The 25,629-nt window shown below is 57.6% G+C and carries 16 protein-coding genes and 1 riboswitch; of the genes, 6 read left to right on the forward strand and 10 right to left on the reverse strand.

Features of this window, described 5'->3' with window-relative positions:
* Positions 1–22: 22 nt before the first annotated feature.
* Positions 23–997 (forward strand): aldo/keto reductase, encoded by a 975-nt coding sequence (locus tag AAC01S_RS03770; protein ID WP_067619006.1) that lies wholly within the window; start codon positions 23–25, stop codon positions 995–997.
* On the opposite strand, the gene AAC01S_RS03775 is transcribed toward AAC01S_RS03770, so the two are convergent.
* The 4 genes from AAC01S_RS03775 to AAC01S_RS03790 form a co-directional block, all read right to left on the reverse strand.
* On the reverse strand, positions 954–1,922 hold the full coding sequence (locus AAC01S_RS03775; protein ID WP_245630068.1) for a DMT family transporter: 969 nt from the start codon (positions 1,920–1,922) through the stop codon (positions 954–956). The genes AAC01S_RS03770 and AAC01S_RS03775 overlap by 44 nt on opposite strands.
* A gap of 80 nt (positions 1,923–2,002) precedes the next feature.
* Positions 2,003–2,683 carry a hypothetical protein gene (locus AAC01S_RS03780; RefSeq protein WP_067619012.1) on the reverse strand — a complete coding sequence of 227 codons (681 nt, stop codon included), beginning with the start codon at positions 2,681–2,683 and terminating at the stop codon, positions 2,003–2,005.
* A 60-nt stretch (positions 2,684–2,743) separates the two neighbouring features.
* A complete protein-coding gene (locus AAC01S_RS03785) occupies positions 2,744–3,652 on the reverse strand; it encodes a glycoside hydrolase family 113 (RefSeq protein WP_067619172.1) in 909 nt (302 codons plus the stop codon).
* A 40-nt stretch (positions 3,653–3,692) separates the two neighbouring features.
* Positions 3,693–4,145: a VOC family protein gene (locus AAC01S_RS03790; protein ID WP_067619014.1), complete on the reverse strand. Its 453-nt coding sequence runs from the start codon at positions 4,143–4,145 to the stop codon at positions 3,693–3,695.
* Positions 4,146–4,472: 327 nt separating this feature from the next.
* Here AAC01S_RS03790 and AAC01S_RS03795 point away from each other — a divergent pair, with 327 nt between their 5' ends.
* Positions 4,473–12,647 carry a glycoside hydrolase family 94 protein gene (locus AAC01S_RS03795; protein ID WP_067619016.1) on the forward strand — a complete coding sequence of 2,725 codons (8,175 nt, stop codon included), beginning with the start codon at positions 4,473–4,475 and terminating at the stop codon, positions 12,645–12,647.
* A gap of 101 nt (positions 12,648–12,748) precedes the next feature.
* On the opposite strand, the gene AAC01S_RS03800 is transcribed toward AAC01S_RS03795, so the two are convergent.
* Complete coding sequence (locus tag AAC01S_RS03800) at positions 12,749–13,624, reverse strand: SDR family oxidoreductase (RefSeq protein WP_067619019.1); 876 nt, start codon at positions 13,622–13,624, stop codon at positions 12,749–12,751.
* On the reverse strand, positions 13,621–14,022 hold the full coding sequence (locus tag AAC01S_RS20170; protein ID WP_083511492.1) for a TetR/AcrR family transcriptional regulator: 402 nt from the start codon (positions 14,020–14,022) through the stop codon (positions 13,621–13,623). Before AAC01S_RS20170 ends, AAC01S_RS03800 begins: the two co-directional genes overlap by 4 nt.
* Before the next feature lie 187 nt (positions 14,023–14,209).
* Here AAC01S_RS20170 and AAC01S_RS03810 point away from each other — a divergent pair, with 187 nt between their 5' ends.
* A complete protein-coding gene (locus tag AAC01S_RS03810) occupies positions 14,210–16,405 on the forward strand; it encodes an ATP-dependent Clp protease ATP-binding subunit (protein WP_067619024.1) in 2,196 nt (731 codons plus the stop codon).
* 171 nt (positions 16,406–16,576) lie between these two features.
* Positions 16,577–17,959, forward strand: a complete 1,383-nt coding sequence (locus tag AAC01S_RS03815; RefSeq protein ID WP_067619028.1) for a DNA recombination protein RmuC — start codon at positions 16,577–16,579, stop codon at positions 17,957–17,959.
* A gap of 170 nt (positions 17,960–18,129) precedes the next feature.
* Here the strand turns inward: AAC01S_RS03815 and glyA are convergent, their stop codons facing one another.
* The gene (gene glyA, locus AAC01S_RS03820; protein WP_067619031.1) at positions 18,130–19,401 is read right to left on the reverse strand and encodes a serine hydroxymethyltransferase; all 1,272 of its coding nucleotides are present in this window, start codon (positions 19,399–19,401) and stop codon (positions 18,130–18,132) included.
* Positions 19,402–19,457: 56 nt separating this feature from the next.
* Positions 19,458–19,536: riboswitch (ZMP/ZTP riboswitch) on the reverse strand.
* A gap of 162 nt (positions 19,537–19,698) precedes the next feature.
* Positions 19,699–20,154, reverse strand: coding sequence for a hypothetical protein (locus AAC01S_RS03825; protein WP_067619034.1), 456 nt, complete (start codon positions 20,152–20,154; stop codon positions 19,699–19,701).
* Positions 20,155–20,330: 176 nt separating this feature from the next.
* On the opposite strand from AAC01S_RS03825, the gene AAC01S_RS03830 reads away from it, so the two are divergent.
* Together AAC01S_RS03830 and AAC01S_RS03835 are read left to right on the forward strand one after the other, a co-directional pair.
* Positions 20,331–21,194, forward strand: a complete 864-nt coding sequence (locus AAC01S_RS03830) for a DUF2268 domain-containing putative Zn-dependent protease (RefSeq protein ID WP_067619036.1) — start codon at positions 20,331–20,333, stop codon at positions 21,192–21,194.
* A gap of 106 nt (positions 21,195–21,300) precedes the next feature.
* A complete protein-coding gene (locus AAC01S_RS03835) occupies positions 21,301–22,770 on the forward strand; it encodes a serine hydrolase domain-containing protein (protein WP_067619038.1) in 1,470 nt (489 codons plus the stop codon).
* Between the two features lie 80 nt (positions 22,771–22,850).
* Here AAC01S_RS03835 and AAC01S_RS03840 read toward each other — a convergent pair whose 3' ends face one another.
* Positions 22,851–23,150 carry a hypothetical protein gene (locus tag AAC01S_RS03840; protein WP_067619040.1) on the reverse strand — a complete coding sequence of 100 codons (300 nt, stop codon included), beginning with the start codon at positions 23,148–23,150 and terminating at the stop codon, positions 22,851–22,853.
* Between the two features lie 99 nt (positions 23,151–23,249).
* The gene (locus AAC01S_RS03845) at positions 23,250–25,526 is read right to left on the reverse strand and encodes a S9 family peptidase (RefSeq protein WP_067619043.1); all 2,277 of its coding nucleotides are present in this window, start codon (positions 25,524–25,526) and stop codon (positions 23,250–23,252) included.
* Between the last annotated feature and the right edge of the window lie 103 nt (positions 25,527–25,629).

Raw genomic sequence — 25,629 nt, forward strand, 5'->3', positions numbered from 1 at the left:
ACAGTTCGGAGGAGGAGATAGGATGCAGTATCGTCAGTTGGGAACCAGCGGTCTGAAAGTTTCCGTGCTCGGTTTGGGAACGAACGCCTTCGGCGGACGAGCCGACAAGGCGACATCGATTCGAGTGCTCCATCACGCGGTCGACATGGGCATCACCTTTATCGATACGGCGAACATCTACACCAACACGCAATCGGAATCGATCATCGGCGAAGCCTTCGAAGGCAGGCGCGACCAGGTCATCCTCGCGACCAAGGTCGGCATCAAGAACGGCGATGGACCGAACGACGGCGGATCGTCGCGGCTTCACATCATGCGTGAGGTGGAGAACAGTCTGCGCCGACTGCGGACCGACTATATCGATCTCTATCAGATACATACGTTCGATCCGACGACGCCGCTCGAAGAGACGCTGCGCGCGTTGAACGATCTCGTCGTAGCCGGCAAAGTTCGTTACATCGGCGCATCGAACTACGCGGCTTGGCAGTTGATGAAATCCTTGTCGATCAGCGAACGCTTCTCGCTGGCGAAATACGTGTCGGTGCAGCCGGGCTATTCGCTGGTGGACCGCGGAATCGAACGCGAACTGGTGCCTTTCTGCGTTTCGGAAGGCATTGGCATAATCCCGTATTTCCCGCTGGCAGGCGGCATCCTGACCGGAAAATACGCAGGAGGGGCGAAGCCCGAGGGATCGCTGCTCGACAAAAATCCAAACTTTGCGGCCCGCATGGACGATGCTCGGATGGCCATGGGGGATAAGGTGGTTGAAATGGCCAAGGAACTGGGGACCACCGCGACAGCTCTGTCGCTCGCCTGGCTCATGCACCAGCCTGGGGTTAGCACCGTGATCGCCGGGGCGACGAGGGAGTCGCAGATTGATGACAACCTGCAGGCCGTCGGTCTTGAACTCTCCTCAGACGTGCTGAACGCGCTGGACGAAGCGAGCGAGGAATTTATCTACGTTCGACCGTTTGGCAGTCAGCCGCGTCGGAAATAGTCCCGGTTGCTTTTCGGCCGTTGGACCTGCGTGCTGTACTCATCAGGGCGGTTCCGCCAAGAATCAATAGGCCGCTGATCCATATGAAATAGGAAGGCGGCGTGCCTAATCCAATCCATTGCATGAGCGCCGTGAACAGGGCCTGCGGGTAGAAGGTCACGGCGGAACCGATCGCGGCGGGAACCCGGGTCAGTCCGTAGCCATACAGTACGTAGGCGATGACGCTGACAACCACCACGATGTAGCCGAGCTCTTCCCAGCCATGGCTGGGAAGGGCCGCGATCGCTGCGATCGCGCGGCCCACGCGGCCGGTGACGAGCGCGAAGATCCACAGCAGGACAGCGCCTATTCCATTCGTAGCGAGCAATACGTCGAACAAGGGCAGGGCTTGAAACAGCGATTTCGACGTCACTGTGTAGCAGGCGAACGACAATGCCGCCAAAATCGCCAGCGCGAATCCGAGCGTGGAGCTCTTTCCGCCCCATTGATGCGCCACAAGCAGAATGACGCCGAAAAACGAGACGAGGATCCCTAAGCCATCTCGCAAGGTTAGCCGTTCGCGAAGGAATATCCAGCCGATGCCTGCGGCAATCAGCGGGGACGTATTGACCAGGAGCAGACTCTCAATTGGCGACAGATATTCCAGCGTGGCATACCAGAAAAGTGGATAGAGAACAGACCAACACAACCCGGCGATGCCCAGCTTGATTTGAGTTCCACGGTCCAATTGGCGCAATCGCCCTAGTCGACTTCGGCTGAACAGCAGAGGCAAGTAGCACAGCGCCCCGAAGGTGAATCGCCAAATCGACAGCGACACTGGCTGCATGTGGGTTTCAAGCGCGCTGGCGGCGATAGCGTGGCTTCCCCAGAAGACGCTGACCAGCAACAGTGCGATAAATGGGAAGATGGGGAACAAGCGATTCATTGGCTGCACACATACCTCTCCATGGCAGGATCCGGTTTCCGAATCCCGCCATAGAGTGTATCACGATCTCCGCCCCAGGCCTAGTGAGACTGGATTTCCGCCAAGGTCTTCTGATATTGCTTGTTGTAAATTTGCTGATCTTTTTGGATTTGATCCGGCGTAGGCACTTCTCCCATGACAAATTGCCCAATGTCGCCGACCAAAGAGAGGGCGTCATCCACCGCGACGGCAACGTCCGCCTGTTCTTCGCCAAGTTGATCTTTGGGTGAAGGATGGTAGTTGTTCCCGGCCAGTTGAAAACTCTTGATGCCGAGCGCCGAAGCGGTTTGATTGACTTTGGTGAAGAACGATTTGTCGTAGGTTCCTGGTTTCTCGGATCCGTACGCCTTGTAAATCGCGCGATATTCAGCGTTGGCCCAATTGAGCGTATTCAGGAGCTGTTTGCGGCTAAGTTGTTTCGGACGTATGACTTTGGCCGCCGTCTGATTACTCGAAATCGCTGTACCGGACGAGACCGTGTTTTCAGTGGATACAGCGCCCCCTGTCGACGACGGCGACGGCTGTCCCGCGTTCGCCGGTACCAGCAGCCAGCCGACCAACGACAATGCCGCAATCACGCCAAATACACTCCCCGACATAACACGTCTGCTGCCACTGGCATAGCCGAACCCGACGAGTCTAGGATTCCACAGTCCAATGCCTAAGCCAATACATCCCAAGATAAAGACGATGATCAAAGCAGTAGACAACGCTGACAACAAAATCATCTCTCCTATCCGAGAACTTCAGGATACACATTTGTTCAATGAGTTGGCCAAGCACTACCGAGACGCATAGAATGTCCGTACGACAGCTTCCGCAGGTTTGCCGTACATGCAATAGTCGTCGTTTTCGCCCGCCTTGTCCCGTGGATACAGCACAGCGGGCCAGTCCCACAACATGAACCCGTAAAACCATGCCTCATCTTTCATCGCGTCGAACATGACTTCGTAGAATCGCGCCTGCTCTGCCAAATCGACGACGCCCTCATGCGTCCAGTCGTAGGGTACCATGGCCGAACCCGCCCGGCTCGGGCATCCCACTTCCATAAAGAAAATCGGCTTCTGGACGCGCGCCGCCCACTCGCGCAAGAAAGGAACACGCTCCGCCCACTCTGTGACAGGATAGTAGGCGCTCGTCGAAATGAGGTCCACAGCGTCCCACCAGCGAACTTTCTCTTCCTGGTGGTGGTTGCAATTGTAGGTGATGGGCCCGTGATACACGGTTCTCACTTTTTCGATGAGCGCCCGCCACTCCGCTTCGCGCCGATCCGATGAGACCATTTCGCATCCCACGCAGAACATATCGCAGCCTGTGTCTTGCGCGATTTGCGCGTAGTGGAGAATAAAGCGCTCATAGCTGGAGAACCACTCGGCCCACGATGGTTCACCGGGCGCGCTGGCGTCAGGAAAGTCGATGTACGCGCGCCACGTGCCGTCAGAACAGTTGACGACCGGTTTGAGACACACGTTCAGTCCATGGCCCTGTGCTTCGCGGATGGCCCACACCACTTCGTCGTCGCGCACCATGGTGCCCTCGTTAAACCGAATCTCCGTGGCATGCGGGTGGTCTTGCAGCCCTTGAAACGCGATGGCGGTCCAATTGATACCCAATTTCGTCATCTCGGCCATCGAATGGGATGCCGTTGGCGTCGCCCATGTGCCGTGACGGCCGACCCATCCCCAGGTCATCCCTTTGATATAGTCAAAGCTCGACAATGCCAACCCCACCTCAGTCGTTTTCGAGCAATTCGAAGATCACTTTCATATCGTCCAGCGTATCGATGTACGCGTAACGTCCGCCGGTGTATTCACCCTTTTGAATGACGTTCATTCCGCGCTTCTCAAGCACCTGCACAACCGTTTTCATGCCGTTTACGACGAACGCGATGTGGTGCGGCCCTTCGCCGTGCGCATCCAGGTATTCGCGCCACGTGCTCGGATGGTGATCCGGTTCAATCAACTCCAGTTGCAACGACCCCATGTTGAAAAACGCCAATTTTGCCCGAGCTTCCGATGGCTCACCGTGATATTCCGTCTTCGCGACATCGACCCCGTCCGTCCAACTCCACTTGGGCGGCTCCATTCCGAAAAATTCGGCGTAGGCTTTGCTCGTCGCCTCGATATCGTGAACCAAAATGCCAATTTGCGCGATGACGTTGGTTCCTAATACGCCTTGACTCATCCTATCTTCCTCCTTGTGTGCGAACGTTTGGCCCTGCGGCCAGCAGCTTCATGAAAGCGGATACTTTCGTCTCGGCGACAAAGCTTCGCCTCGTATCTCTACCTAATCATATCATCGTTGCTGGTTTCCAGGAATCCGCGAGGGGCATTTTGTTCTTTCGGCAGAGACGACGTCGTGGATCTGATCGACCCGTTCGTTATTCGGGTCATTTCGACGCGAGAATTTATAAATATGTACCGAAAAGGGAATGTTTACATATGTTGCCCATCAACGGACAAGCTAACGGTTCCATACGATTGGACACCGCGCAGGATATCAGGAGGACTTATGATTCTAAGCGATCTTCAGTTGCAGGCGCAGGCTCGTGAGTTTGCATTGACCGATGAAGTGATCCGTCCACGCCGGACGACCTCCGCATTTTGGTCGAATTTCATGGCAGACATCCGCAGTTTGCACGATTTTGCCGAAATGCTGAGCGAACATCGGGCAACGTGCGCGCAACCTGCGGAGGATTGGCTGTTGGACCATATCGCTTTTCTCGAGACGCAGGCTCAGGTGGTCAAGCGCGAGCGCGTGACGAAACAGTTTGTTCAGATACCGCACTTGCGCGCCTCGTCGATTCCGAGAGTCTTTGCGCTGTGTGACGATTATTTGGAACATGTGAATGGCCAATATGACGCGAAAACCTTGCTGCTGTATCTTCAGTCCTACCAACAAGCGGCCATCTTGCATGTCCGCGAGTGCGCCATTCTACCGACCGTCATGCGTATCGCCATTCTCTCGCGTTTGGCCGACGCCATGCGGGAAGTGCGGCATCGGCACGAAGTTTGCCTCGAGTCGGAACGCATGCTCCAAACCATTGGGGGCAAGGGGATCACCGAGGCACAGGTTCGCCGCGAGATTTACCGCCGGATTGGTGGTCGAGCCTTGACGTCTATCGAACTCGTCCATCTTGTGCAACATTTGCGCGAATGGGAGCCCGACATTCGGGTCGTTCGCGAGTGGCTTCATGGGCATATCGATCACAGTGAATCATCGCTTGAAGCGCTGGTGTCGCTCGAGCATCAACTGCAGTCGGAACTCCAGGTGCGATGTGGCAATCTCGTGCGGAGTCTGCATCGATTGGAACGGGAACCATGGCGGCCGATATTCACGCAAATTTGCCATGTGGAACAGTTGCTCCAAACAGACGAGCTGGACGAATATCCCAAGCTCGATGAATCGAGCCAGGACGTCGTCCGCGACGCAATCGCCCGCGTGGCCCAGCGTCTGGGCGTGCCTGAGACATTGGTCGCTGAATCGGCGGTCGAGTTGGCGAGGCGCGAACTTCGCACCTGGTCTGGCGAAGGCGTTCCACCTCGCTCGGCGTCCGTCCCCTACTATGCGTTGGATCCTGCGGGACTGCGGACGCTCCATCGGGAGATTCGCAGGTCGACCGCGCCGGCTCCGCTGCGAGGGACATTCGCGCGTCGCCGCCCCTCCTTGGTCTATTTCGCGAGCGGCAGCCTCGTCTTGGTGGTTGGCATGATTCTCACGCTCGCGTGGGCGATCGGCGGCTTCGCGGTAAGCGCATGGGGTGTCGTTGGTGCGTTGGCGGCGTTGGCCTTCCCTGTGAGCGAGTGGGTTTGCACGGTGCTGCACGATGCCATCACCCGGTTTGTCAAACCCGTCCCATTGCTGCGTTATGATTTTTCACGAGGGTTGCCCGACGCAGCGAAGACGATGGTCGTGCTGCCTGTGATCTGGTCGACGGAGGACGAAGTCGACGAGGCGATGAATCGGCTGCTCGTTCACTACTTGGCGAACCGTGAGCACAACATTGGCTTTGCGATCCTCGCGGATTTCGTGGATGGTGAGGAAGCCGTCACTGAGGCGGATCGGGCACTGCTTCAGCGGGCGATCGATCGGATCAAGGCCCTGCAAGATGAATATGGCCCAGACAAATTCTATTTGTTCCACCGGGAACGGCGTTTCAATCCTGTTGATCAAGTGTACATGGGCTGGGAGCGCAAACGCGGAAAACTCGTGGAGTTCGTGGAATTGCTGCGCGGCAAAACCGATACGAGTTTCACGGTGTGCGTTGGCGATCTCGACTGGCTGCGGGACGTCCACTACGTGTTCACAGCCGATCTCGATACCAGGCTTCCCTTCGGCGTCGTCGCGCGTCTCGCTGGCACCATGCACCTCCCATACAACCGGCCGCGGCTGAATCGGGAAGGTTCGCGCGTGATCGAAGGCTACGGCGTCTTGCAGCCAACCTTGAGCGTCACCTACGAGTCGACGGAGAAATCGCGGTTTGCCTCGCTTTGGGCGGGCGATCTCGGCATCGATCCATACGCCTTCGCCGTCTCCAATCCGTATCAGGACCTGTTTGGCCAGGCCGTGTTCGTCGGCAAGGGCATTTTCGACGTGGACGCCTTCGCCAGCACGCTCGTCGATCGCATTCCTGAAAACCACGTGCTCAGCCACGACATTCTGGAGGGTGGCTTTCTGCGCGCAGGGCTGGTGGCGGACGTCGAGGTCGTCGAAGAGCAGCCGACGACGGTCTATGCCTACCAACGCCGGGCGCATCGTTGGATTCGCGGCGATTGGCAGCTTCTGCAGTGGATCGGGCGGGCCTGTCGCGACAGGCGCGGACAGCGTCGCCCCGTCGATCTCTGCGGTGTCGTGCGCTGGCATATTGTCGATCACGTTCGGCGAAGCCTCCTGCCGCCCGCCTTGCTCGTCGTCGTTTGGCTCGGGGCTTTGCACGTGCTGCCAGGGCGCACCGCCGTCTGGTCGTGGATCGTGCTCCTGACCATGTTCGCGCCCTTCATCCAAACGTGCGCGGGCGGCGTGCTGGAACGGGACATCGACGTGCGTCGCGCGGCGACGGTGTTTGCGCAAAACCTGATCCAACTGCTGCTTTTGCCGTTTACGGCCGCGATTGCGGTGGATGCCGCCATTCGCACGCTCTACCGCATGCTGGTCAGCCGGCGAAGGCTGCTCGAGTGGGTGCCTTCCGCGCAAATGGAGCGGTTTAGCGGCAGTACGACGGTGATGTACGGTCCCCTCGGCGTCGTTGTCTTGCTTGCCATCGCGGTGTCCACATGGGCGGTCGGCGGGGCGGCTTCGATCATCGTCGGCAGTTGCGCGTTTGTCGTGTGTGTCATCGTGTTTCCCGTGATCCGATGGCTGAATCGGGCGCCTTCTCCAGAGACGGATACGTGGGTAGAAGCGCATCAATCCGTGCTGGCCGATTGGGTCCGCGACATTTGGGCGTTCTACGAACGGTATGTGACGGCCGAGGAGTCGTGGATTCCGCCCGACAATGTTCAATACGAACCGAAGGAGACCATCGCGCACCGAACGTCGCCAACCAACATCGGCCTCTACCTGTTGAGCGTGCTGGCAGCGCGCGATGTCGGGCTGATTGACACGCGGGCGATGATCGACCGGATCGAGCGGACGATAGATACCGTCGATCACTTGGAAAAGTGGCATGGGCACCTGCTCAACTGGTACGACACCACCAATGCCCAGCCGTTGTCGCCGAAGTACGTGTCCACCGTCGATTCCGGCAACTTCGTCGCGTGTCTGATGGTTGCCGCGCAAGGGCTGAAAGAGTATCGGGATGCGGCGGAAGCCGAACAGGCGGAACGAATGACTGCCTTGGCGGATCGACTGCGGCAGTTGATTCGGAACACCGATTTTCGTCCGCTGTACAACGGGAATGAACGACTGTTTTCGCTGGGCTACCACGTCGACAGGGACGAGAAGGAATCGATTCTGTACGATCTCATGGCTTCAGAAGCGCGGCAGGTCAGTTTTGTGGCGATTGCGCTCGGTCAGGTTCCGGTTTCTCACTGGTTCGCGCTGAGCCGAACGATGACTCGCGCGGAGGGCCGTAAGACACTCTTGTCCTGGTCGGGTACGATGTTTGAATATCTGATGCCGCGCCTGCTGATGCGAACGTACGCGAACTCGCTTTGGGACGAGACGTATCAAGGGGTGGTCGCCAAACAGCAAGTGTATGCGGCAGAGCGCGGCGTGCCGTTTGGCGTGTCGGAGAGCGGTTACTACGCGTTCGACTATCAATTGAACTACCAGTACCGCGCCTTCGGAGTGCCAGGTCTTGGCTTGGACAGAGGGCTGGACCGCCATTTGGTCGTCGCGCCGTATGCGACGATTCTGGCGATGCCCATCGCGAAAGACGCGTCGCTGACAGCGCTGCGACAGTTTGAGCAGCTTGGCGCGAAGGGAATGTTCGGTTATTACGAGGCCGTCGACTTTACGGTGGATCGGCTGCCGCAGGGCCATCGGCACGAGGTCATCCGCAGCTTCATGGCGCATCACCAGGGCATGAGCTTGTTGACGTTGGTCAATCTGTTGAAGAACGACGTCATGGTGAGGCGTTTTCACGCCTTGCCCGAAGTTCAGGCGGCCGAATTTTTGCTGCAGGAGAAAATTCCGCGCAAAGCGGCCATGATTGAAGAGCCGGCCGGCAGCCAACTGAAGGGGGCGGAGTTGGGCGAGGGGCGTGCGGACGACGAACGCCGCGTCTCGCAATACAAATGGCCGCTCGAAGTCAATGTCCTGTCCAATGGGCGCATGGCAAGCGTGTCCACGTCGCGGGGGGATGGGTTCCTGTCGTGGAAAGGCATCCATGTCACGCGCTGGCACGACGATGCGCTCGCGAATCTGAGCGGGACCGTGCTCTACCTCCACGATGTCGCTTCCGAGACGACCTGGAGTCCCACCGCGTTTCCTCTGGGGCGGGGGGACGACGGCGACGCCCGGTTCCGGGCGGACAAATCGACATACCAATGTACGGTTGACGGGATCGAATCCACGCTTGAGATCACGGTGGCTCCTGACGTCGACGTCGAGGTCAGGCGGTTGGAACTGATCAATCGTTCGAACAGTCCGCGGACCATCGAAGTGACGTCGTTTCAAGAATTGGCCTTGGCCGATCCGGCGGCGGATCGATCCCATCCCGCCTTCAGCCGGTTGTTCGTCGAGACGAGCCACGATGCGGAATCAGGCTGTCTGCTCGCGAAGCGCAGGCCGCGCGAGGCGGACGAGGCCGAAACTTGGGCCGTGCACACGCTGTTCGTCGAGGGGCAGCCGGTCACTGGGGCGTATGAATTCGAGACGGAGCGGCCTGTGTTCATCGGCCGGGGACGATCGCTCAAGCATCCTCGGGCCTTGACGCACAACCTGCAAGGCAAGTTGGGTTCTGTCGCCGACCCAGCGTTCGTCATGCGCAGGCGCGTGCAGATTCCTGTGAATCAACGGGTCGTCGTGTATCTGTTGACCGGTGTCGCCAATACGCGCGAGGACGCGCTGCACATGGTCCAAACGCTGCAGGAACCGAGGGCTGTGTCGCATGTGTTCCACCTGGCGTGGATCCGGTCGCAGATTGAGCTGCGCTACGCGCATCTCTCGCCTCGGCAGAGCATGGACGCGCAGTCGCTCGCCGCGCGTTTGCTGTTTCCGGCTGCATTGTCCGAGCGGCGAAAGCATGCCATCGAACAGAATGTCCTCGGGCAATCGTCACTGTGGCCGCACGGTCTCAGCGGAGACGCGCCGATTGTGACCGTGCGGCTCGCGTTTCACGCGGATCTGCCCTTCGTGGTCGCCGTCGCGCGCTTGCATCATTATCTGTGCTCACGCGGACTCGCCATCGGTCTCGCCATTCTCGACGAGACCGTCGGCGGCTACCAGGACCAGGTGGCGGCCGAACTGCGTGATCGCCTCGCCGCGACGGGCTTGGGCGATATGAACCGGATTGTGGTGCTGAAGGCGGATCGACTGCGTGACGCGGAGCGGACACTGCTCGAAGCTGTGTCTCGCATCTGGATCGAAGCAGGCGGCCCGTCCGTCCGGACGCAGCTCCAAACCGCATCGCCAAGCGGTGAACAAAGTCCTTCAGTCGGGCGAAGTTCCACAGCCGGATCAGCCGGATCGTCCGCTGGTGGACGGACTCCGGAACTCCGCAGCGCTCGGTCGGCTTCTCCGCGCCCGGACTCACAGACCGCGGACGACAGGGAATTTGCCAACGGCGTGGGCGGCTTTGTCGATGGAGGCAGGGCGTACGAAATGGATGTCACCATGGATGCCGCCGGCGTACCGTCGAACAAGCCATGGTCGAACGTGCTCGCCAACCCGCATTTCGGGACGCTCATCACCGAACTCGGTACCGGCTATACCTGGTGGGGCAATTCGCGCGAATTCAAACTGACGCCGTGGCACAACGACCCTGTGCTGGATCCCCCGGCGGAGTGTTTCTATATCCACGATCTCGACACGGACACATTGACCTCGGCGGCTCCGAAGCCGGCGGGAGAGGGTCTGACCTATCGCGTGACGCACACCTTTGGCAAAACGCGTTTTCAATCGTCGGACGCTGTCCTCGAACGGACGATGGAGGTGGTGGTCCCTCCGGAGGCGCCCATCAAGCTGATTCGGTTGAGGCTTCGCAATCGGACACATCAAACCAGGCGCGTGGCGGTGACGTATTACTTGGATTGGGTGCTTGGCGTGTCGAGAGAGAACCAGTCGTCGTTTATCGTCACAGATTGGGATGACGATAGCGAGTCGCTGATCGCCCACAACACCTACCAGACGACGTTTCGCGACGCCTTCGGCTTTCTCCATATGGCGACCGACGCTGTGGCGGACGACGAACTGCGTTCGTGGACGGCGGATCGACAGGAATTCATCGGTGTGCCGACGGGAAACGCGTCCGAAGTGGCCTCGTTCGCGAGGCCAGCCGGACTTCGACAAGCAGCGTTGTCCAAGCGGACAGGCACCGTGATCGATGCGTGCGGCGCCATTCGCCAAGTGGTCGGCGTACCGGCAGGCGGCGAGGCGAATGTCATGGTCCTGGTTGGTTGCGCGCCGTCCGCCGACGAAATTCGAGCTCTCGTCCGCGAATACGGCAGTGTGGCGGCGTATGAAGAAGCTGCTCGCGCGACCTCGACGTTCTGGCGGGAGACGCTGGGACAGGTGCAGGTGCGGACGCCGGATCGAGCCATGGATATTCTCCTCAACGGCTGGCTGTTGTACCAAGCGCTTGCCTGCCGTCTGTGGGCCCGTACGGCGTTTTATCAGGCGGGCGGGGCATTCGGATTTCGCGATCAACTTCAGGATTCGCTCGCGCTCCTGCACGCCAAGCCTGACATCGCTCGTGCGCAGATCATTCGCAACTCGGCGCACCAATATCGCGAAGGCGATGTGCAGCACTGGTGGCATGAGGAAACTGGCAAGGGCATTCGCACCAAATTCTCGGATGACCTTCTGTGGCTCCCGTACGCCGTTTCACGCTACGTCGAACACACCGGGGATTTGACGGTGCTCGACGAACGGGTGCCGTTTCTGACGAGCGAGGTTCTCCGGGAAGATGAGCTGGAACGCTACGAGGACACCGTCGTGTCCGACGAAATGGGTACGGTGCTGGATCACGCGATTCGCGCCATCCGCCATGCGCTTCGGTTCGGCGAGCACGGCCTGCCGCTCATGGGCATCGGCGACTGGAACGACGGCATGAGCCGTGTCGGGGCCAAGGGACGCGGCGAGAGCGTGTGGTTGGCTTGGTTCCTGCTCGACGTGTTGAAGCGGTTCACGCGTTTGCCCAAAAACGTGCTGGCGCAGGATGTGCGCGATCAGCTGCAGGCGCACGTGGAGCGCCTCAAACGGGCCGCCAACGACAACGCCTGGGACGGGGTCTGGTTCCGCAGGGCGTTCACCGATGCTGGCCAATGGCTCGGTTCCATTGCGAACGGCGAATGCCGCATCGACGCCATCGCGCAATCGTGGTCCGTCATTTCCGACGGAACGTCGCGCGAACGGCAACTGCGCGCGATGAAGTCGTTTGACAAGGAATTGGTCGATCCCGCCCTTGGCGTGGCTCGCTTGCTGACACCCGCATTCCAGGACACACAGCCGAGCCCTGGCTACATTCAGGGATATCCGGCTGGCATTCGGGAAAACGGCGGACAGTATACCCACGGGGTCATCTGGGGCATTGTGGCGTGGGCGTTGTTGCGTCAATCGGACAAAGCGCACAAGCTGTTCTCCATGCTGAATCCGATTCACCATACGCGATCTCCACACGAGATCGCCATCTATGGCAACGAACCGTACGTGATGTCCGCCGATATCTATACGGCCGATCCGAACCGGGGGCAAGCAGGATGGTCGTGGTACACCGGAGCGGCAGGCTGGATGTACCAAGCAGGACTCGAGTACGTGCTTGGCGTCACGCGCCGGGCCGACAGACTCCACATCCGGCCGTGTGTTCCAGCCGACTGGACGACGTTCCACGTCATGTATCGGTATGGATCGGCGATCTACAGCATCGAAGTGGATTGCAGCGCAGAGGACGCCGATGAGGCGCCGACCTGGGTGATCGACGGTGCGCGTCAGACCTCGCCATACTTGCAGCTCGTCGATGACGGGAAAACGCACAACGTGTCCGTCCAGGTCGGTCGCGACGCGACGCTCGAAGTGGTCGGGTAAGGGGCCTCTTGCAGGGGCCCCTTGAACGTTTTCTTAACTTTTAGAAACAACTCAGAAACAGCGTGATCAAACGAGCTAATCCATTGCTGTCGTTCACCCGATCACGCTTGCCCAGCTTGAAGTTGTCGAACGATTTCACCCAAGGCCTGGCGAATTGGGGTGACTGGACGGCCCAGCAACTTTTCGAAGTCGTCGCTCTCGACTTCCAACGTACCCTCCCGGATACCTTGTTGAATGCCCACCAGGAGAGGAATGACAAAGTCAGGCACGCCCGCGCTCTTCATGATCTCGGCATACTTCGCGTCGTCTGTCTGTTGAACGGTGATTTCCTTACCCAACACCTCGCCGACGATGGAGGCTAATCCGGCCTGCGTCATCAGCTTTCCAGAAAGTTCATACACGGTCTTTTCGTGTCCTTCTCCTGCGAGCACTGCGGCGGCAGCTTCCGCGTAATCCTGCCTGGGAGCCCAACCCACTTTGCCTTCTCCTGCTGAAGTCACCCACGGCGCGCCGGCCATCACCGCTTGAATCGACGACGTCTCGTTTTCCAAGTACCAGTTGTTCCGAAGGAACGAATACGGAATACCCGTTTTCAAAATGGCTTGCTCCGTGGCCTTGTGGGTAGGAGCCAAGAGATTTCGACTTTCCTGGGCATTGACGATACTGGTGTATGCAATGAACTTGACCTGCGCCTGTTGCGCTGCTGCCACTGCGTGTCCGTGCTGGCGAATACGCGTCTCGTTATCCCCATCCGCGGAAATGATCAGTAACCGATCCACGCCTTGAAACGCGGCATTCAACGTTTCGGGCTGATCAAAGTCTCCACGCCGAACTTCGACGCCGCGCGATTGGAGATCTTTCGCCTTGTCTGGATTTCGCACGCTGACTGCAAGCTGACTTGTGGGAACGCGCTTGAGCAGCGCTTCCACAACCTTCGATCCCAATTGCCCTGTGGCACCTGTCACCAGTAGTTTCATATCCCAAACCTCCATCGCATGATTTTCATATTGTCCTCGTACAACAAATGGCGCGCTCCGCTTTCCGAAACTCCAGCGAGACGCCCGAGAGGGTCCGACGAATGTCCACGCCAGCGAGAGCTACCGCCTCCACAACCCCCTTGTGATGGAGACCTTCTTTGTACAATTTGTGACAGAAAATCAAAAAAGGCCGAACCTGGATCGTCATCATTCAGCATGTTCTCGGCCTGCTCAATCACACGTCGCTTGTAGTTGACGATGACCGCTTCATACAACGTGTCTTTCGTCGGGAAGTGACGATAAACGGTTCTTACCCCGAAACCGGCTCGACGCGCAATTTCGTCAATCGGAATCTCGATCCCGTCGGTCGCAAAAGCTTGGGCTGCGACACCCCTCAGGACTCAAGTTTACCTAGATCGGTACAAGTTGACAAATACGTCTCCGGCATTTGTGCGTACACAACTTTTAGTCAAAGATAGTCAAAGTCAGAATGTCGTGCTATAATGGTCAAAGAAAGTCAAGGTCAACCCAATCTGGGCGGCCGAAGCTGAACAAATGGTGCGCAATTCGAAGGAGGTTTTACGAATGCGTTGTGATGTTTGTAAAGAACATGAAGCACGTATGCACGTGCGTATGAACACGAATGGACATCTCACGGAATTGCATCTCTGTGAGGAATGTTATAAAAAACTGGCACAACAGCAATCGATCCCGGTTGGTGCTGGCCCGCTTTCGCCGTTCGGACCGTTTTCCGGCCTGTCGGGGTTGGACGATTTTCTCGCTTCCATGGGAGGCACCCTTCCCGGCATTGGACCATCAACCCATTCGACGCAGTTTCATGCGCCTGGCGGCGGCAACCGAGGCAATGGGCTGCTTGACAAGTTCGGCCGGAATCTGACCGACTGGGCGCGGCAGGGCAAAATTGACGGCGTCATTGGACGGGACAAGGAAGTGATGCGCGTCATCGAAATCTTGAACCGTCGCAACAAGAACAACCCAGTGCTGATTGGGGAGCCTGGCGTCGGTAAGACCGCCATCGCGGAAGGGCTCGCTCTGCGGATTGTCGATGGACAAGTTCCAGCAAAGCTTCGCAACAAGCAGGTGTATGCCTTGGACGTCGCATCGCTCGTCGCCGACACCGGTATTCGCGGGCAATTTGAGGAAAGAATGAACGCGCTCATTGCCGAATTGGAGGCCCGACCGGAAGTCATCCTGTTCATCGACGAGATCCATCTGCTTGTCGGCGCAGGCGCAGCACAAGGTTCGATGGACGCTGGGAACATCCTGAAACCCGCGTTGGCTCGCGGAGAAGTCCAAGTGATTGGCGCGACGACATTGAAGGAATATCGTCAGATTGAAAAGGATGCGGCTTTGGAGCGCCGCTTTCAGCCAGTCATGGTCAACGAACCGACCGTGGACGAGGCGATTGCCATTCTGCAAGGACTCAAGCCAAAGTACGAGGCGTATCATCAGGTCCGATTCACGGACGAGGCCATCGCGGCGTGCGTCACGCTGTCCAGCCGGTACATCGGGGATCGATTCTTGCCCGACAAAGCCATCGATCTCATGGACGAGGCGGGATCGAAAGCCAATCTGCAACTCAGCGGCTCCGATGTCGACGATTTGCAAACCCAGTTGAATCGCATCGTCGCCGAGAAAGAGGCGGCCATCCGATCCGAAGCGTACGAGCGGGCCGCGGAGCTGCGGAAGGAAGAGGCGCGCATCCGGGCGCTGCTGCAAGAGCGGTCGGCAACCGGTGCGCCGTCTCAAACCATCGAAGTGACGGTGGAGGATATCCAGTCGATTGTGGAAGAAAAGACGGGCATTCCCGTCCGCAAAATGCAAGCGGATGAACAAGCCAAATTGCGCAATCTGGAGGAGGAGTTGTCGAAGCAGGTCATCGGCCAGGAGGAGGCCGTTCGGAAAGTCGCCAAGGCGGTGCGGCGCAGCCGTGCCGGATTGCGGAAGGGCGACAGGCCAATCGGATCGTTCCTCTTCGTCGGCCCAACCGGCGTGGGTAAGACCGAGCTGGCGAAACAGCTCGCGGCGAGCCTGTTCGGTTCCAAGGACTCAATGATTCGACTCGACATGAGCGAGTACATGGAGAAGCACTCCGTATCGAAGTTAATTGGATCGCCGCCGGGATATGTCGGCTACGAAGATGCCGGCGGATTGACGGAGCAGGTGCGCAGGAACCGGTACAGTTTGATTCTGCTCGACGAGATCGAAAAGGCGCACCCGGATGTCCAGAACATCTTCCTGCAAATCATGGAAGACGGGCGATTGACGGACAGTCAAGGGCGGACGGTGAGTTTCAAGGACACCATCATCATCATGACCAGCAACGCGGGCGCCTTGGATCGGCAGGTGCATCTCGGTTTCCGGCCGGAAAGCAGCGCCGAGGATGCGAAGGACACGCGGATGAGTCAACTGTCTGCCTACTTCAAGCCTGAATTTCTCAACCGGTTTGACGCCATCGTCGCCTTCCAACCATTGGCGAAGAGCGACGTGGCGCGCATCGTCGAGCTGATGCTGAACGAATTGAAATCCGTTTTGACAGAGCAGGGCATCGCGCTTGAATGGACGGACGACGCAGTGGAAGAACTCGCGAATCGCGGTTACGATCCGCAATTCGGCGCTCGCCCGCTCCGCCGTGTGATTCAGGAACTGGTCGAGGACCAGATTGCGGACGTCCTGGTCGCCGATAGGGCGCCGTCGCGATTGACGGTCGATCGCGACGCAGGGCAAGGAATCGTCCTGCGGCCGGATTGCGACCTTTGATCCAATCGAACGATGCGAATGGGGCAGCCGCCCGGCGATGGTCGGGGCTGCCCCATTTTGTGTTGTCGAAAAAGCTCGAAGGAGGGGATGACAGACAGGATATAATGGATGGGACAAGTCCTGGGGAGATGGATCGTCCGCAGGCGTTGAGGTTGCGTGGGGGTGTGTGGATTGGAGCGTTACATCGCGATAGGCTCGCTGGTCGTCAACGTGATCGTGCTGCTGGTGGTGTGGCTGAAGGGCAACAACCAAGGCTCGACCAGGCGTTTGGAAGGGCAGTTGAAAGGGCTGGAAGGGCACTTCGAGCGGATCGAACGGACGATGCGCGAGCAGATGGCCGAATTCCGCGAAGCAACGAGCCACGGGGATCGACTGGCGCGAGAGGAACAAGCTCGAGCGTTCCAGTCGTTCAGCGAGATGATGCAGCGAGGATTGGCTGACGCGCATGCGCAAATGCAGCAGGCCTTCGCGAACCAACATCGGGCGACGCTGGACGCGATTGGCGAGATGTCCCGTCAGCACAAAGCGTTGCTGGACACCTTCCAAAAGCAACTGGCGGAATTGACGGCGATGAACGAACGCAAGCTCGAACACGTTCGCGACACGGTGGAACGCAAACTCACCGTGTTGCAGGAGGACAACAGCAAGCAACTCGAGCAGATGCGGATGACGGTGGACGAAAAGCTGCATCAGACGTTGGAGAAGCGGCTTGGAGAATCGTTTCAGTTGGTGAGTGAACGACTGGAACTCGTTCACAAAGGGCTCGGAGAGATGCAATCGTTGGCTTCCGGCGTTGGTGATCTGAAACGCGTGCTGACGAACGTCAAGACGCGCGGCACGCTCGGTGAAATTCAGTTGGAGAACATCTTGGAGCAGGTCATGAGTCCGGAGCAATACCAGCGAAATGTCGCCATCAAAAAGGGGAGCCAGGAACGGGTCGACTTTGTGGTTCGGCTGCCGGGCAAGGACAAGCGCGATCAACCGGTCTTGCTCCCCATCGACGCCAAGTTTCCGTTGGAGGACTACCAGCGGCTGATGGACGCGCAGGAAGCGGGAGATTTGGCCGCCGCGACGGAAGCGGCAAAGTTGCTCGAAAGCCGCATCAAGCAGGAAGCCAAGGCGATTCAGGAAAAATACTTGTCGCCGCCTGATACGACGGACTTCGCCATCATGTTCTTGCCAATTGAGGGCCTGTTCGCCGAAGTGCTGCGCAAGTCGGGTCTTTGGGACTCGCTTCAGCGGGACTATCGCGTGGTCGTGACCGGACCGACGACCATCACGGCACTGTTGAACAGCCTCCAGCTCGGCTTCCGCACCCTCGCGATTCAGCAGAGATCGAGCGAAGTGTGGAAGCTCCTCGGCGCTGTGAAAACCGAGTTCGGCAAATTTGGCGACATCCTTGAAAAGACACAGAAAAAGTTGAAGGAAGCGAGCAACACCATCGACACGGCCGCGAGCAAATCGCGCTCCATCGAACGCAAGCTGAAACAGGTCGAAGCGGTGCCTTCGCTTGAGGCGGACGAAATTCTCGAATTGACGGATGGTGTCGTATGAACAGGCCGAAAGCTCGTCGACCGCGCGCCGGAAGAGTATCGGCCTGCCGAATGGCGCGGCAAGCCCAATCCGGTCCGCGAGCAGTGGCTGCGCCACGCTCGCCTGGATAGCGTCGAAATCAGAATATCGGCCAGGGCTTCCGCCATTCTTGCCCGCCGCTTCGCTTCATCTCATAGGCCCGGCGCTGGAAACTGCTCGGCTAGGTCGGCGACTTGTTCCGCAATGCGAGCGAGCTCAATTTCGCTGTTTCGCTTCGCTGCTTCGATCGCCTCATCGATGTAGCGGGCCAACAACCGCATCTCGGCTTCGCCCATGCCGCGGCTCGTCACGGCCGGGGTACCAATGCGAAGACCCGACGGGTTGAAAGGCTTTCGAGTATCGTATGGAATGGTGTTGTAGTTGCTGACGATCCCGGCCTTATCCAACGCCTTCGCCGCCGGTTTGCCGAGAATGTCTTTGGAAGTGAGATTGATGAGGATCAAGTGATTGTCGGTGCCGCCGCTGACGAGGTCAAAGCCGCGATCCATCAATTCCTCGGCGAGCACTCTGGCGTTCCGGACAACCTGTTGTGCGTAGACCTTGAATTCGGGCTGGCTCGCTTCGTGGAGGCACACCGCGATCGCAGCAGTCGTATGGTTGTGCGGCCCTCCCTGCAACCCTGGGAACACGGCTTTGTCGAGCGCTCCGGCATATTCCCCAGTACTCATCAACATGGCGCCGCGCGGACCGCGCAGGGTCTTGTGTGTCGTCGTGGAAATAACAGGCGCGTGACCGACGGGGCTCGGATGTGCGCCACCTGCGATGAGGCCGGCAATGTGCGCGATATCTGCAACCAAAATCGCGTCGATCTCGTTCGCGATATCCGCAAAGGCAGCAAAATCGATTTGTCGCGGAATGGCGGTTCCACCACAGAACAGGAGCTTTGGCCGCGTCTGTTTCGCAAGCCCTCGAACCTCGTCATAGTCGATGCGTCCGTGTTGTCGGCTCACGGAATACTGGACGCTTTTGAACCAACTTCCCGTGACCGACACGTTCCACCCATGTGTCAAATGGCCGCCCATCGGCAAGGCCATGCCCATCACCGTATCGCCTGGCTTCAGGAAAGCTGCGTAAATGGCCAAATTGGCCGGTGAACCGGAGTAGGGCTGAACGTTGGCGTGATCGACGCCAAAGACCGCCTTGGCCCGATCCACCGCCAATTGCTCGACCTTGTCGATCACTTGCTGGCCTTCATAATATCTTCTGTTTACGTACCCCTCGGAGTATTTGTTGGTAAGGACTGATCCTGTCGCCTCCCGCACCGCCCGCGAGACGTAATTCTCTGAGGGAATCAGGGGTAATTTTGCCCGTTGGCGCTGTTCCTCTTCCTGCAGCAGTGCATACAACGATGGATCCTTCTCAGACAGTCCTGTGTCTGCAATGAGCGGAAACTGATTCGGCATGTGATGACGCTCCCTTCTGTCGTGAGAACGCAAAAAGGGCGAAGAGATGTAGACACTCTCTTCGCCCAGGCGTTCGGCTGTTTACATCAACAGTTCCCCCATGGTTCACCATGTTCGCCAGTCGCTGTTGACGTTTGATTGTAATTTCATTATAAATCCGATGGAACTTCACGCAAGAGGGGCAGTTCACAAAATGATATTGAAGTCGTTCTGCTGGTCGGTTCAAATGACGCTCGGTTCATAGTACACTCATGATACACTCAATCTAGCAGAGGGGGGATTTCGTTGGACCACGAGTTACAGTCGTTTTTGGAATCGATGTTCAATCAACAGATTCTCTTCTTCGACAAGCGATTCGCCGAGATAGACGAGCGGTTTGAGCAGATCGATAAGCGATTCGCCGAGATGGACGAACGATTTGAGCAGATCGATAAGCGGTTTGAGCAGATTGACAAACGGTTCGCGTTGATTGACCAGCGGTTTGAGCAGATTGACAAACGGTTCGCGTTGATCGACAAGCGGTTCGAGCAGATCGACAAACGGTTCGCCGAGATGGACGAACGGTTCGAGCAGATGGAAGACCGATTTGTTCAACAGGAGCATCGGTTTGAGAGGATGCTCGTGAATTTCGCGAAGGAGATTGGCAATCAAGTTGATGACTTGCGGAGGGAAAATTCCGCATTGCACAACGACAATCTCACGCTTGCTTGTATGTACGGCCGCCACGAGTTTGAGATCCGACAGTTGCAACAACGTTAGTAAATTCGCTGGTTTCAGCTCACCCCACTGTTTCTTTGCCTGTTCACCAGTTCAACATGTACGGTTCCTGAGACAGCATGAGAGCCCATTCGAGTATCAAGAGAAACATAGAATGAGACGTAATCCCGAAGGCATGTCTACCGGTTTGATCATCGCGACGAGGTGGGGACATGAGGATCGAAGTGGGACTTGACGACTTTTTGGCCTGCTTGGCGAACACGTCGGCAGATTCGGACAATTGGACCGTCTGGTCAAGCTATTGTGATCGATACCGAGTCGTGTTTGACACGATTTTCAAGCAATTCTCGATTCCGAAGGATGCTGAATTGGTCAATTACGTGAATCACTGCTCCCTTGATGCGTTTGCGGACAAAGCGAAGCAATCCGTGGAGATGCTGTCGCAGAGCGACGTCGAACATCTTTGTCGAACTTCTGCCGCGTATTACGGCTTCGACGAAGATTTTGACGTCTACTTCTTGGTCGGCCTAGGCAATATTGGTGGTACGTGTTCGCCGGATCCGCGTTTTTTGTATATCGGATTGGAGTTCGTGGTCTCCGAATCCTTCCGTTTCCTCATTTCGCACGAGTTGAATCACTTGGTTCGGTTTGTCCGTTTGGGCGTGAACCGATTGTCTGACTTGCCTAACTTCACGGTCCAAGATCTCGTCATCGCTGAGGGACTCGCGACGTTGGCTCCACTGGTGATTTCAGAGACGCCTATTCACGATGAGACGCTTCGCCAAGCGTTGATGATTTCACCGGATCATTATGAGAGGCTTGTGCAGCAGGCCAACGAATTGGAACGGAAGATCGTTGCCGATGCTGATAAACAATTGGACAAATCAATGATGCAGAAGTATTTCTCCGTTGTGAATCCATATGGAACACCGATAGCTGGATATTTCATCGGAGCTCGGTGGATTTCGTCTCTGCTTGAAGCAGGGGCCTCGTTCAAGGATCTCACTTCGTGTCCGACGACAAACATCGTCCAGAGGTATCGAGAAATTTCGGCGATGTCGGGGAGCACCGACTGATAGCAGGAACTTGCATCTTGCAGGCATATTCCCACACCTTGCGGAATATTTGCTTGGTCTGCAACATATGAAAGCGCTGTAATAGGCTTGATAGGAGGAACCCAACATGGCCACATTGGTGAAGTTGCCGCGCAGTACGCCAGGTGAGCAAGGTGTATCGGAACAGGGAATCGCAAAGTTTTTCGAGGAAGTGGAAAGTCGACGTCTGGAACTGCACAGTGTCATGTTGATGCGGCATGGCAGCGTGATTGCGGAACATTGGTGGAAGCCGTTTGCTCCGGACAAGCCGCACATGCTGTTTTCGCTCAGCAAAAGTTATACTTCGACTGCGATAGGCCTCGCGGTGGACGAAGGACTGTTGTCGGAAGACGATACGGTGATCTCGTTTTTTCCGGAATATATCACGCCTGCTATCGAAGACAATCTGCGTGATGTGCGCATTCGCCACCTGCTGTCGATGAGCACTGGCCATGTGGAGGATACCATGCCCTATCTGCATCGCGCGGAGGACGGGGATTGGGTGCGGGCGTTCCTGTCCGTTCCCATCGAACGAGAGCCTGGAACTCATTTTCTGTACAATACTGGTGCGACGTACATGCTTTCCGCGATCCTGCAGCGCGTCAGCGGGGAAACGTTGCTCGACTACCTCAAGCCGCGTCTTTTCGATCCGCTGGGCATTTCCAACCCCACATGGCAGGTTTGCCCGCGAGGCGTCAATACGGGCGGTTTCGGCCTCTCCATTCGAACGGAGGATATCGCGAAGTTCGGCGAGTTGTATCTGCGCAAGGGCGTGTGGGGGGACCTTCAGTTGGTTCCGTCTGATTGGATCGATACTGCGACGAGATCGCATATCTCGAATGGCGACGGTGGGGCGAGTGACTGGGCTCAAGGCTATGGGTACCAGTTCTGGCGCTGTCGACACAATGCCTATCGCGGTGATGGGGCCTTTGGCCAATTTTGTGTCGTGATGCCTGAGCAGGACGCGGTGCTTGCCATCACGTCCGGCCTTCAGAATATGCAGGGAGTCCTGAACATCGTCTGGGACACGTTGTTGCCCGCGATGTCGGGCTCGGGGCGCGGTGAGTCAGCGGAAGTTGAAGACCGTGGGTCATCTGGCGGCGCATCCATGTTGTATCGGGTTTCCGATGCGATTCGGGGTCCGGAGGGGATCGAGACGGGCGTGCGAACAGTGCCAGACTGGGCGGGACAATGGTACCGCTTCGACGAAAATCCGTTCTCGCTGACACGTGCCAAATTGGATTTTGCCGAAGATGGATTTCATTTTTCTTTGGTGTTTGACCAGATGGAGTGGACATTTCGCGGAGCTTATTTGGAATGGTTGGGGGGTCAGCGCGGCCAGCGCACTCCCCAAGAGCTCGTGCAGGAGGTGGCGGTACAGGGGGGATGGCGAGATTCTTCGACCTTTGTCTGTGCGATTTGCTTCTCGGAATCGCCATTCACGTACACCTTTGAGGTATCCTCCGCAGACGGCGGTATATCATTGTCGATACAGCCGAATGTGGGTTTCGAGCCCAAACAAGAAGCGCGCCTGCATGGGCGTCTCGTTGCAACCTGATAGGTTGTTTACGGTCGTTCAGTGCTCTGGATCGGCAGTATGTCCTGCCGATCCAGAGGCGCCCGAACAACACGTGTCCCTTATTTCCGGAGGTAGTTTACCAGCGTGACAATCGACCGGATCAAGATGACTGCGGCGGCGACGTAGTACCAGATTCGAATGAGGACTCCGGTCGGGTCAAGCGCCGTCAGCCAGGACAGGAGAATCAGCGGAAGAATGTCCACGAGAATAGGCCGCGTCACGCTTTCGGCGACTGCAGTCCAGTTGATGCTGCCGCGCAGTTGAGTGATCAGGTTCGCAATCACCGTGAGCGCGACGGCAATCAGGACGATCCGCATCGAGTACAACAGCCCTACATGAGAATGAATGATGGCCAACATCGCAATTCCTCCTTCGCTCGCATAGCAGCTCAAAGGTATCGAGATACTGCACAGTACGAGCGAAGCGATTGTCGATGCACGGCGAATGACTATGTTTGCTTACAAATTTCGCAAGAAATGCGCAAACGTACGGTGGGCGACGTATGGATCTCGAGACAGCGCGTGGCCGCGATTCGGCAAAAGCAGCATGTCGAACTCTTTGTCCGCCTTGATCAGCGCATCGACCAATCGCATGGTGAGATTGGGGTGTACGTTATCGTCCACGTCGCCATGCATCAGTAGGAGCCGACCGCGCAGATTGGCGGCCAACGACTGATTGTCCTGCGGCGGATAGTCCGCAAAGTCGCCAAGACCCATGTAGCGTTCCCACCACGTCGAGTCGTACAGGCGGTTGTCGTGATCGCCGCAACAGGCTACGGCAGCTTTGTACACGTCTGGATAGCTGAGCACGGCACGGGCCGAGCCATAGCCGCCGCCGGAAAATCCGTACATGCCGACGCGGCTGAGATCGAGCCAAGGGTATCGTTCTCCTAGTTGGCGGAGCCCTGCGACGTGATCGACGAGGCCCGCAGCGTCGCCCAGATGGTGCTTGGCGTCGTGGAAAGCCTTCGATCTCAGCGGTGTCCCGCGGCCATCCAACAGGACGATGGCGAATCCGAGTTGCGCGAGCGACTGACTGTACACGGTCGTGTCCGTGGACGGCGTGACCGGGAAGCGATGCGGCACCACCGTGGTTTGGGGTCCGCCGTATTCGTACTCGACCACAGGGTACTTTCGGGTTGGGTCAAAGTTGGCGGGCGGAATCACAATGCCGTAAATGTCCGTGACGCCATCGTCGGCTTTCACGACAAATGGTTCGGGCATTTGAAACCCTGCATCGAGCAGGGGCTGAATGTCGGCTTCGACCAATGTCTTCACCATCGTACCATCGGTCTTTCGCAGCACGGTTTTGGGAGCGGCGTTGACGAGGGAATACGTGTCGACGAATACCGACCAATCCGGGGCCGCGTGAACACGGTGATCCGCGATTTCCGGCGTCAACATTGTCAGTTCGGTTCCGTCCAGGCGAACTCGGTACAGGTGTTGAAGGTATACGTCCTCATCGGCTTCGCGGCCGCTGCCCAGAAAGTAGACCCAACCGGCCGCTTCATCGACACCGATCAGTTCACGCACGACCCAATCGCCTTCTGTGATGGCATGAAGTTGCTGGCCTGTGGCGAGATCGTGCAGATAGAGGTGTTCCCAGCCGGATTGTTGCGATGGCCAGACAAATTGTCCACGCGACGAGAGCACGCGGACATCAGGCAGTGGGTTGTCCTTGTGGCGCATATCGTGATCGACAAAAGAATCGCAGACTTCTTCGAACACGAGGCGAGCGCCGCCGTCTGCAGCGTCCACTTCGAAGAACTGGGTCGATCTATAGCCTCTCGTTGGATGGATGAAATAGATGCGGCTGCCGTCTGCATGCCACCAAATGTTGTGCCAGTGGGGACTGTAGAGGGGATCGGTGTTTCGCAATTCAAGCGCAGGCATGCAAAAATCGACGCGCGATCCGTCCACGCCTATCACGAAATACTCCGCCGTGGGCAGGGCCTTGTCGCCAGCCAGTGGATAGCGGACCTGATGCATCATCGCGGGGCTGTGCTCACCATCCGTGACATATTGCATGACTGGCAATTTGCGAACGTGGCGCTGATCCAATCGATGTGTCAGCAACCGCGTGGAATCTGGCGACCATTGCACGAGCGGCTTGTTTTTCCGGCCATGAATCAAATCTGCTGTTTTGGCGCCGTAAAAATCGGGACGGGAGGCATAGTTGTAATCTTTGATGCCGTCCGTCGTCAGTGGGTGGGACTTGCCAGTTTCCAGCGATCTCACCCACAGGTTATGGCCCCGCAAGAATGCGGCCCACATTCCGTCGGGTGACGCAACCTCATGCTCTTGCGCGAACCGTCCCGAGTGCACAGGGCGGCAAGCGTAGGTATCGAATCTACAGTGATACCGTGTGCCGCCTGTGCTGAACGAGATCCCCTGTTCGTCCCGGTCCCATTCAAAGTGATCAAATGGCAGCGCGTCCGCCTCGATAGGCGCGAGGGCAGGTGCACGTTTCGACAAGGACGCGGCCAAACGTTCGTGATCGAACGCGGGTGTCATATCGCCAGTCACCGCATCGACGACGACGAACTGTTTCCCTTTTTCGCCAGACTTGCGGCGGACGTCGAGCTTTGTGTGGAAGCGCGCTCCGGTTGGCGACGAAGACGCGCGTTCAGCGTGTGCTGGGGCGTTCATCCAATGAGGAGCCAGTGACAGATTCAGCGGGAATTTGGGCGTTTCTCCAGGCAGGAATTGGTCAGCCCGGGTAAAGTCGAAGTCCAAAAGGAAACCTCCGTTTCATGGAGCGGATATGATTCAGTCTAGCGAAAGATCCGATTGTTCTCCACTGCTTGTCAGCAACGGCAACGTGCGTACCTAAACTTTT

This window comes from Alicyclobacillus acidiphilus NBRC 100859, from assembly GCF_001544355.1.
Taxonomy (GTDB): Bacteria; Bacillota; Bacilli; order Alicyclobacillales; family Alicyclobacillaceae; genus Alicyclobacillus; species Alicyclobacillus acidiphilus.

Excerpts from the sequence above, each read along its gene's own strand:
- AAC01S_RS03770 (WP_067619006.1), top strand. The coding sequence starts at position 23 with ATGCAGTATCGTCAGTTGGGAACCAGCGGTCTGAAAGTTTCCGTGCTC.
- AAC01S_RS03835 (WP_067619038.1), top strand. The coding sequence starts at position 21,301 with ATGGCCACATTGGTGAAGTTGCCGCGCAGTACGCCAGGTGAGCAAGGT.
- AAC01S_RS03775 (WP_245630068.1), bottom strand. The coding sequence starts at position 1,922 with ATGAATCGCTTGTTCCCCATCTTCCCATTTATCGCACTGTTGCTGGTC.
- AAC01S_RS03795 (WP_067619016.1), top strand. The coding sequence starts at position 4,473 with ATGATTCTAAGCGATCTTCAGTTGCAGGCGCAGGCTCGTGAGTTTGCA.
- AAC01S_RS03810 (WP_067619024.1), top strand. The coding sequence starts at position 14,210 with ATGCGTTGTGATGTTTGTAAAGAACATGAAGCACGTATGCACGTGCGT.
- AAC01S_RS03840 (WP_067619040.1), bottom strand. The coding sequence starts at position 23,150 with ATGTTGGCCATCATTCATTCTCATGTAGGGCTGTTGTACTCGATGCGG.
- AAC01S_RS03800 (WP_067619019.1), bottom strand. The coding sequence starts at position 13,624 with ATGAAACTACTGGTGACAGGTGCCACAGGGCAATTGGGATCGAAGGTT.
- AAC01S_RS03830 (WP_067619036.1), top strand. The coding sequence starts at position 20,331 with ATGAGGATCGAAGTGGGACTTGACGACTTTTTGGCCTGCTTGGCGAAC.
- glyA (WP_067619031.1), bottom strand. The coding sequence starts at position 19,401 with ATGCCGAATCAGTTTCCGCTCATTGCAGACACAGGACTGTCTGAGAAG.
- AAC01S_RS03785 (WP_067619172.1), bottom strand. The coding sequence starts at position 3,652 with ATGACCTGGGGATGGGTCGGCCGTCACGGCACATGGGCGACGCCAACG.
- AAC01S_RS03790 (WP_067619014.1), bottom strand. The coding sequence starts at position 4,145 with ATGAGTCAAGGCGTATTAGGAACCAACGTCATCGCGCAAATTGGCATT.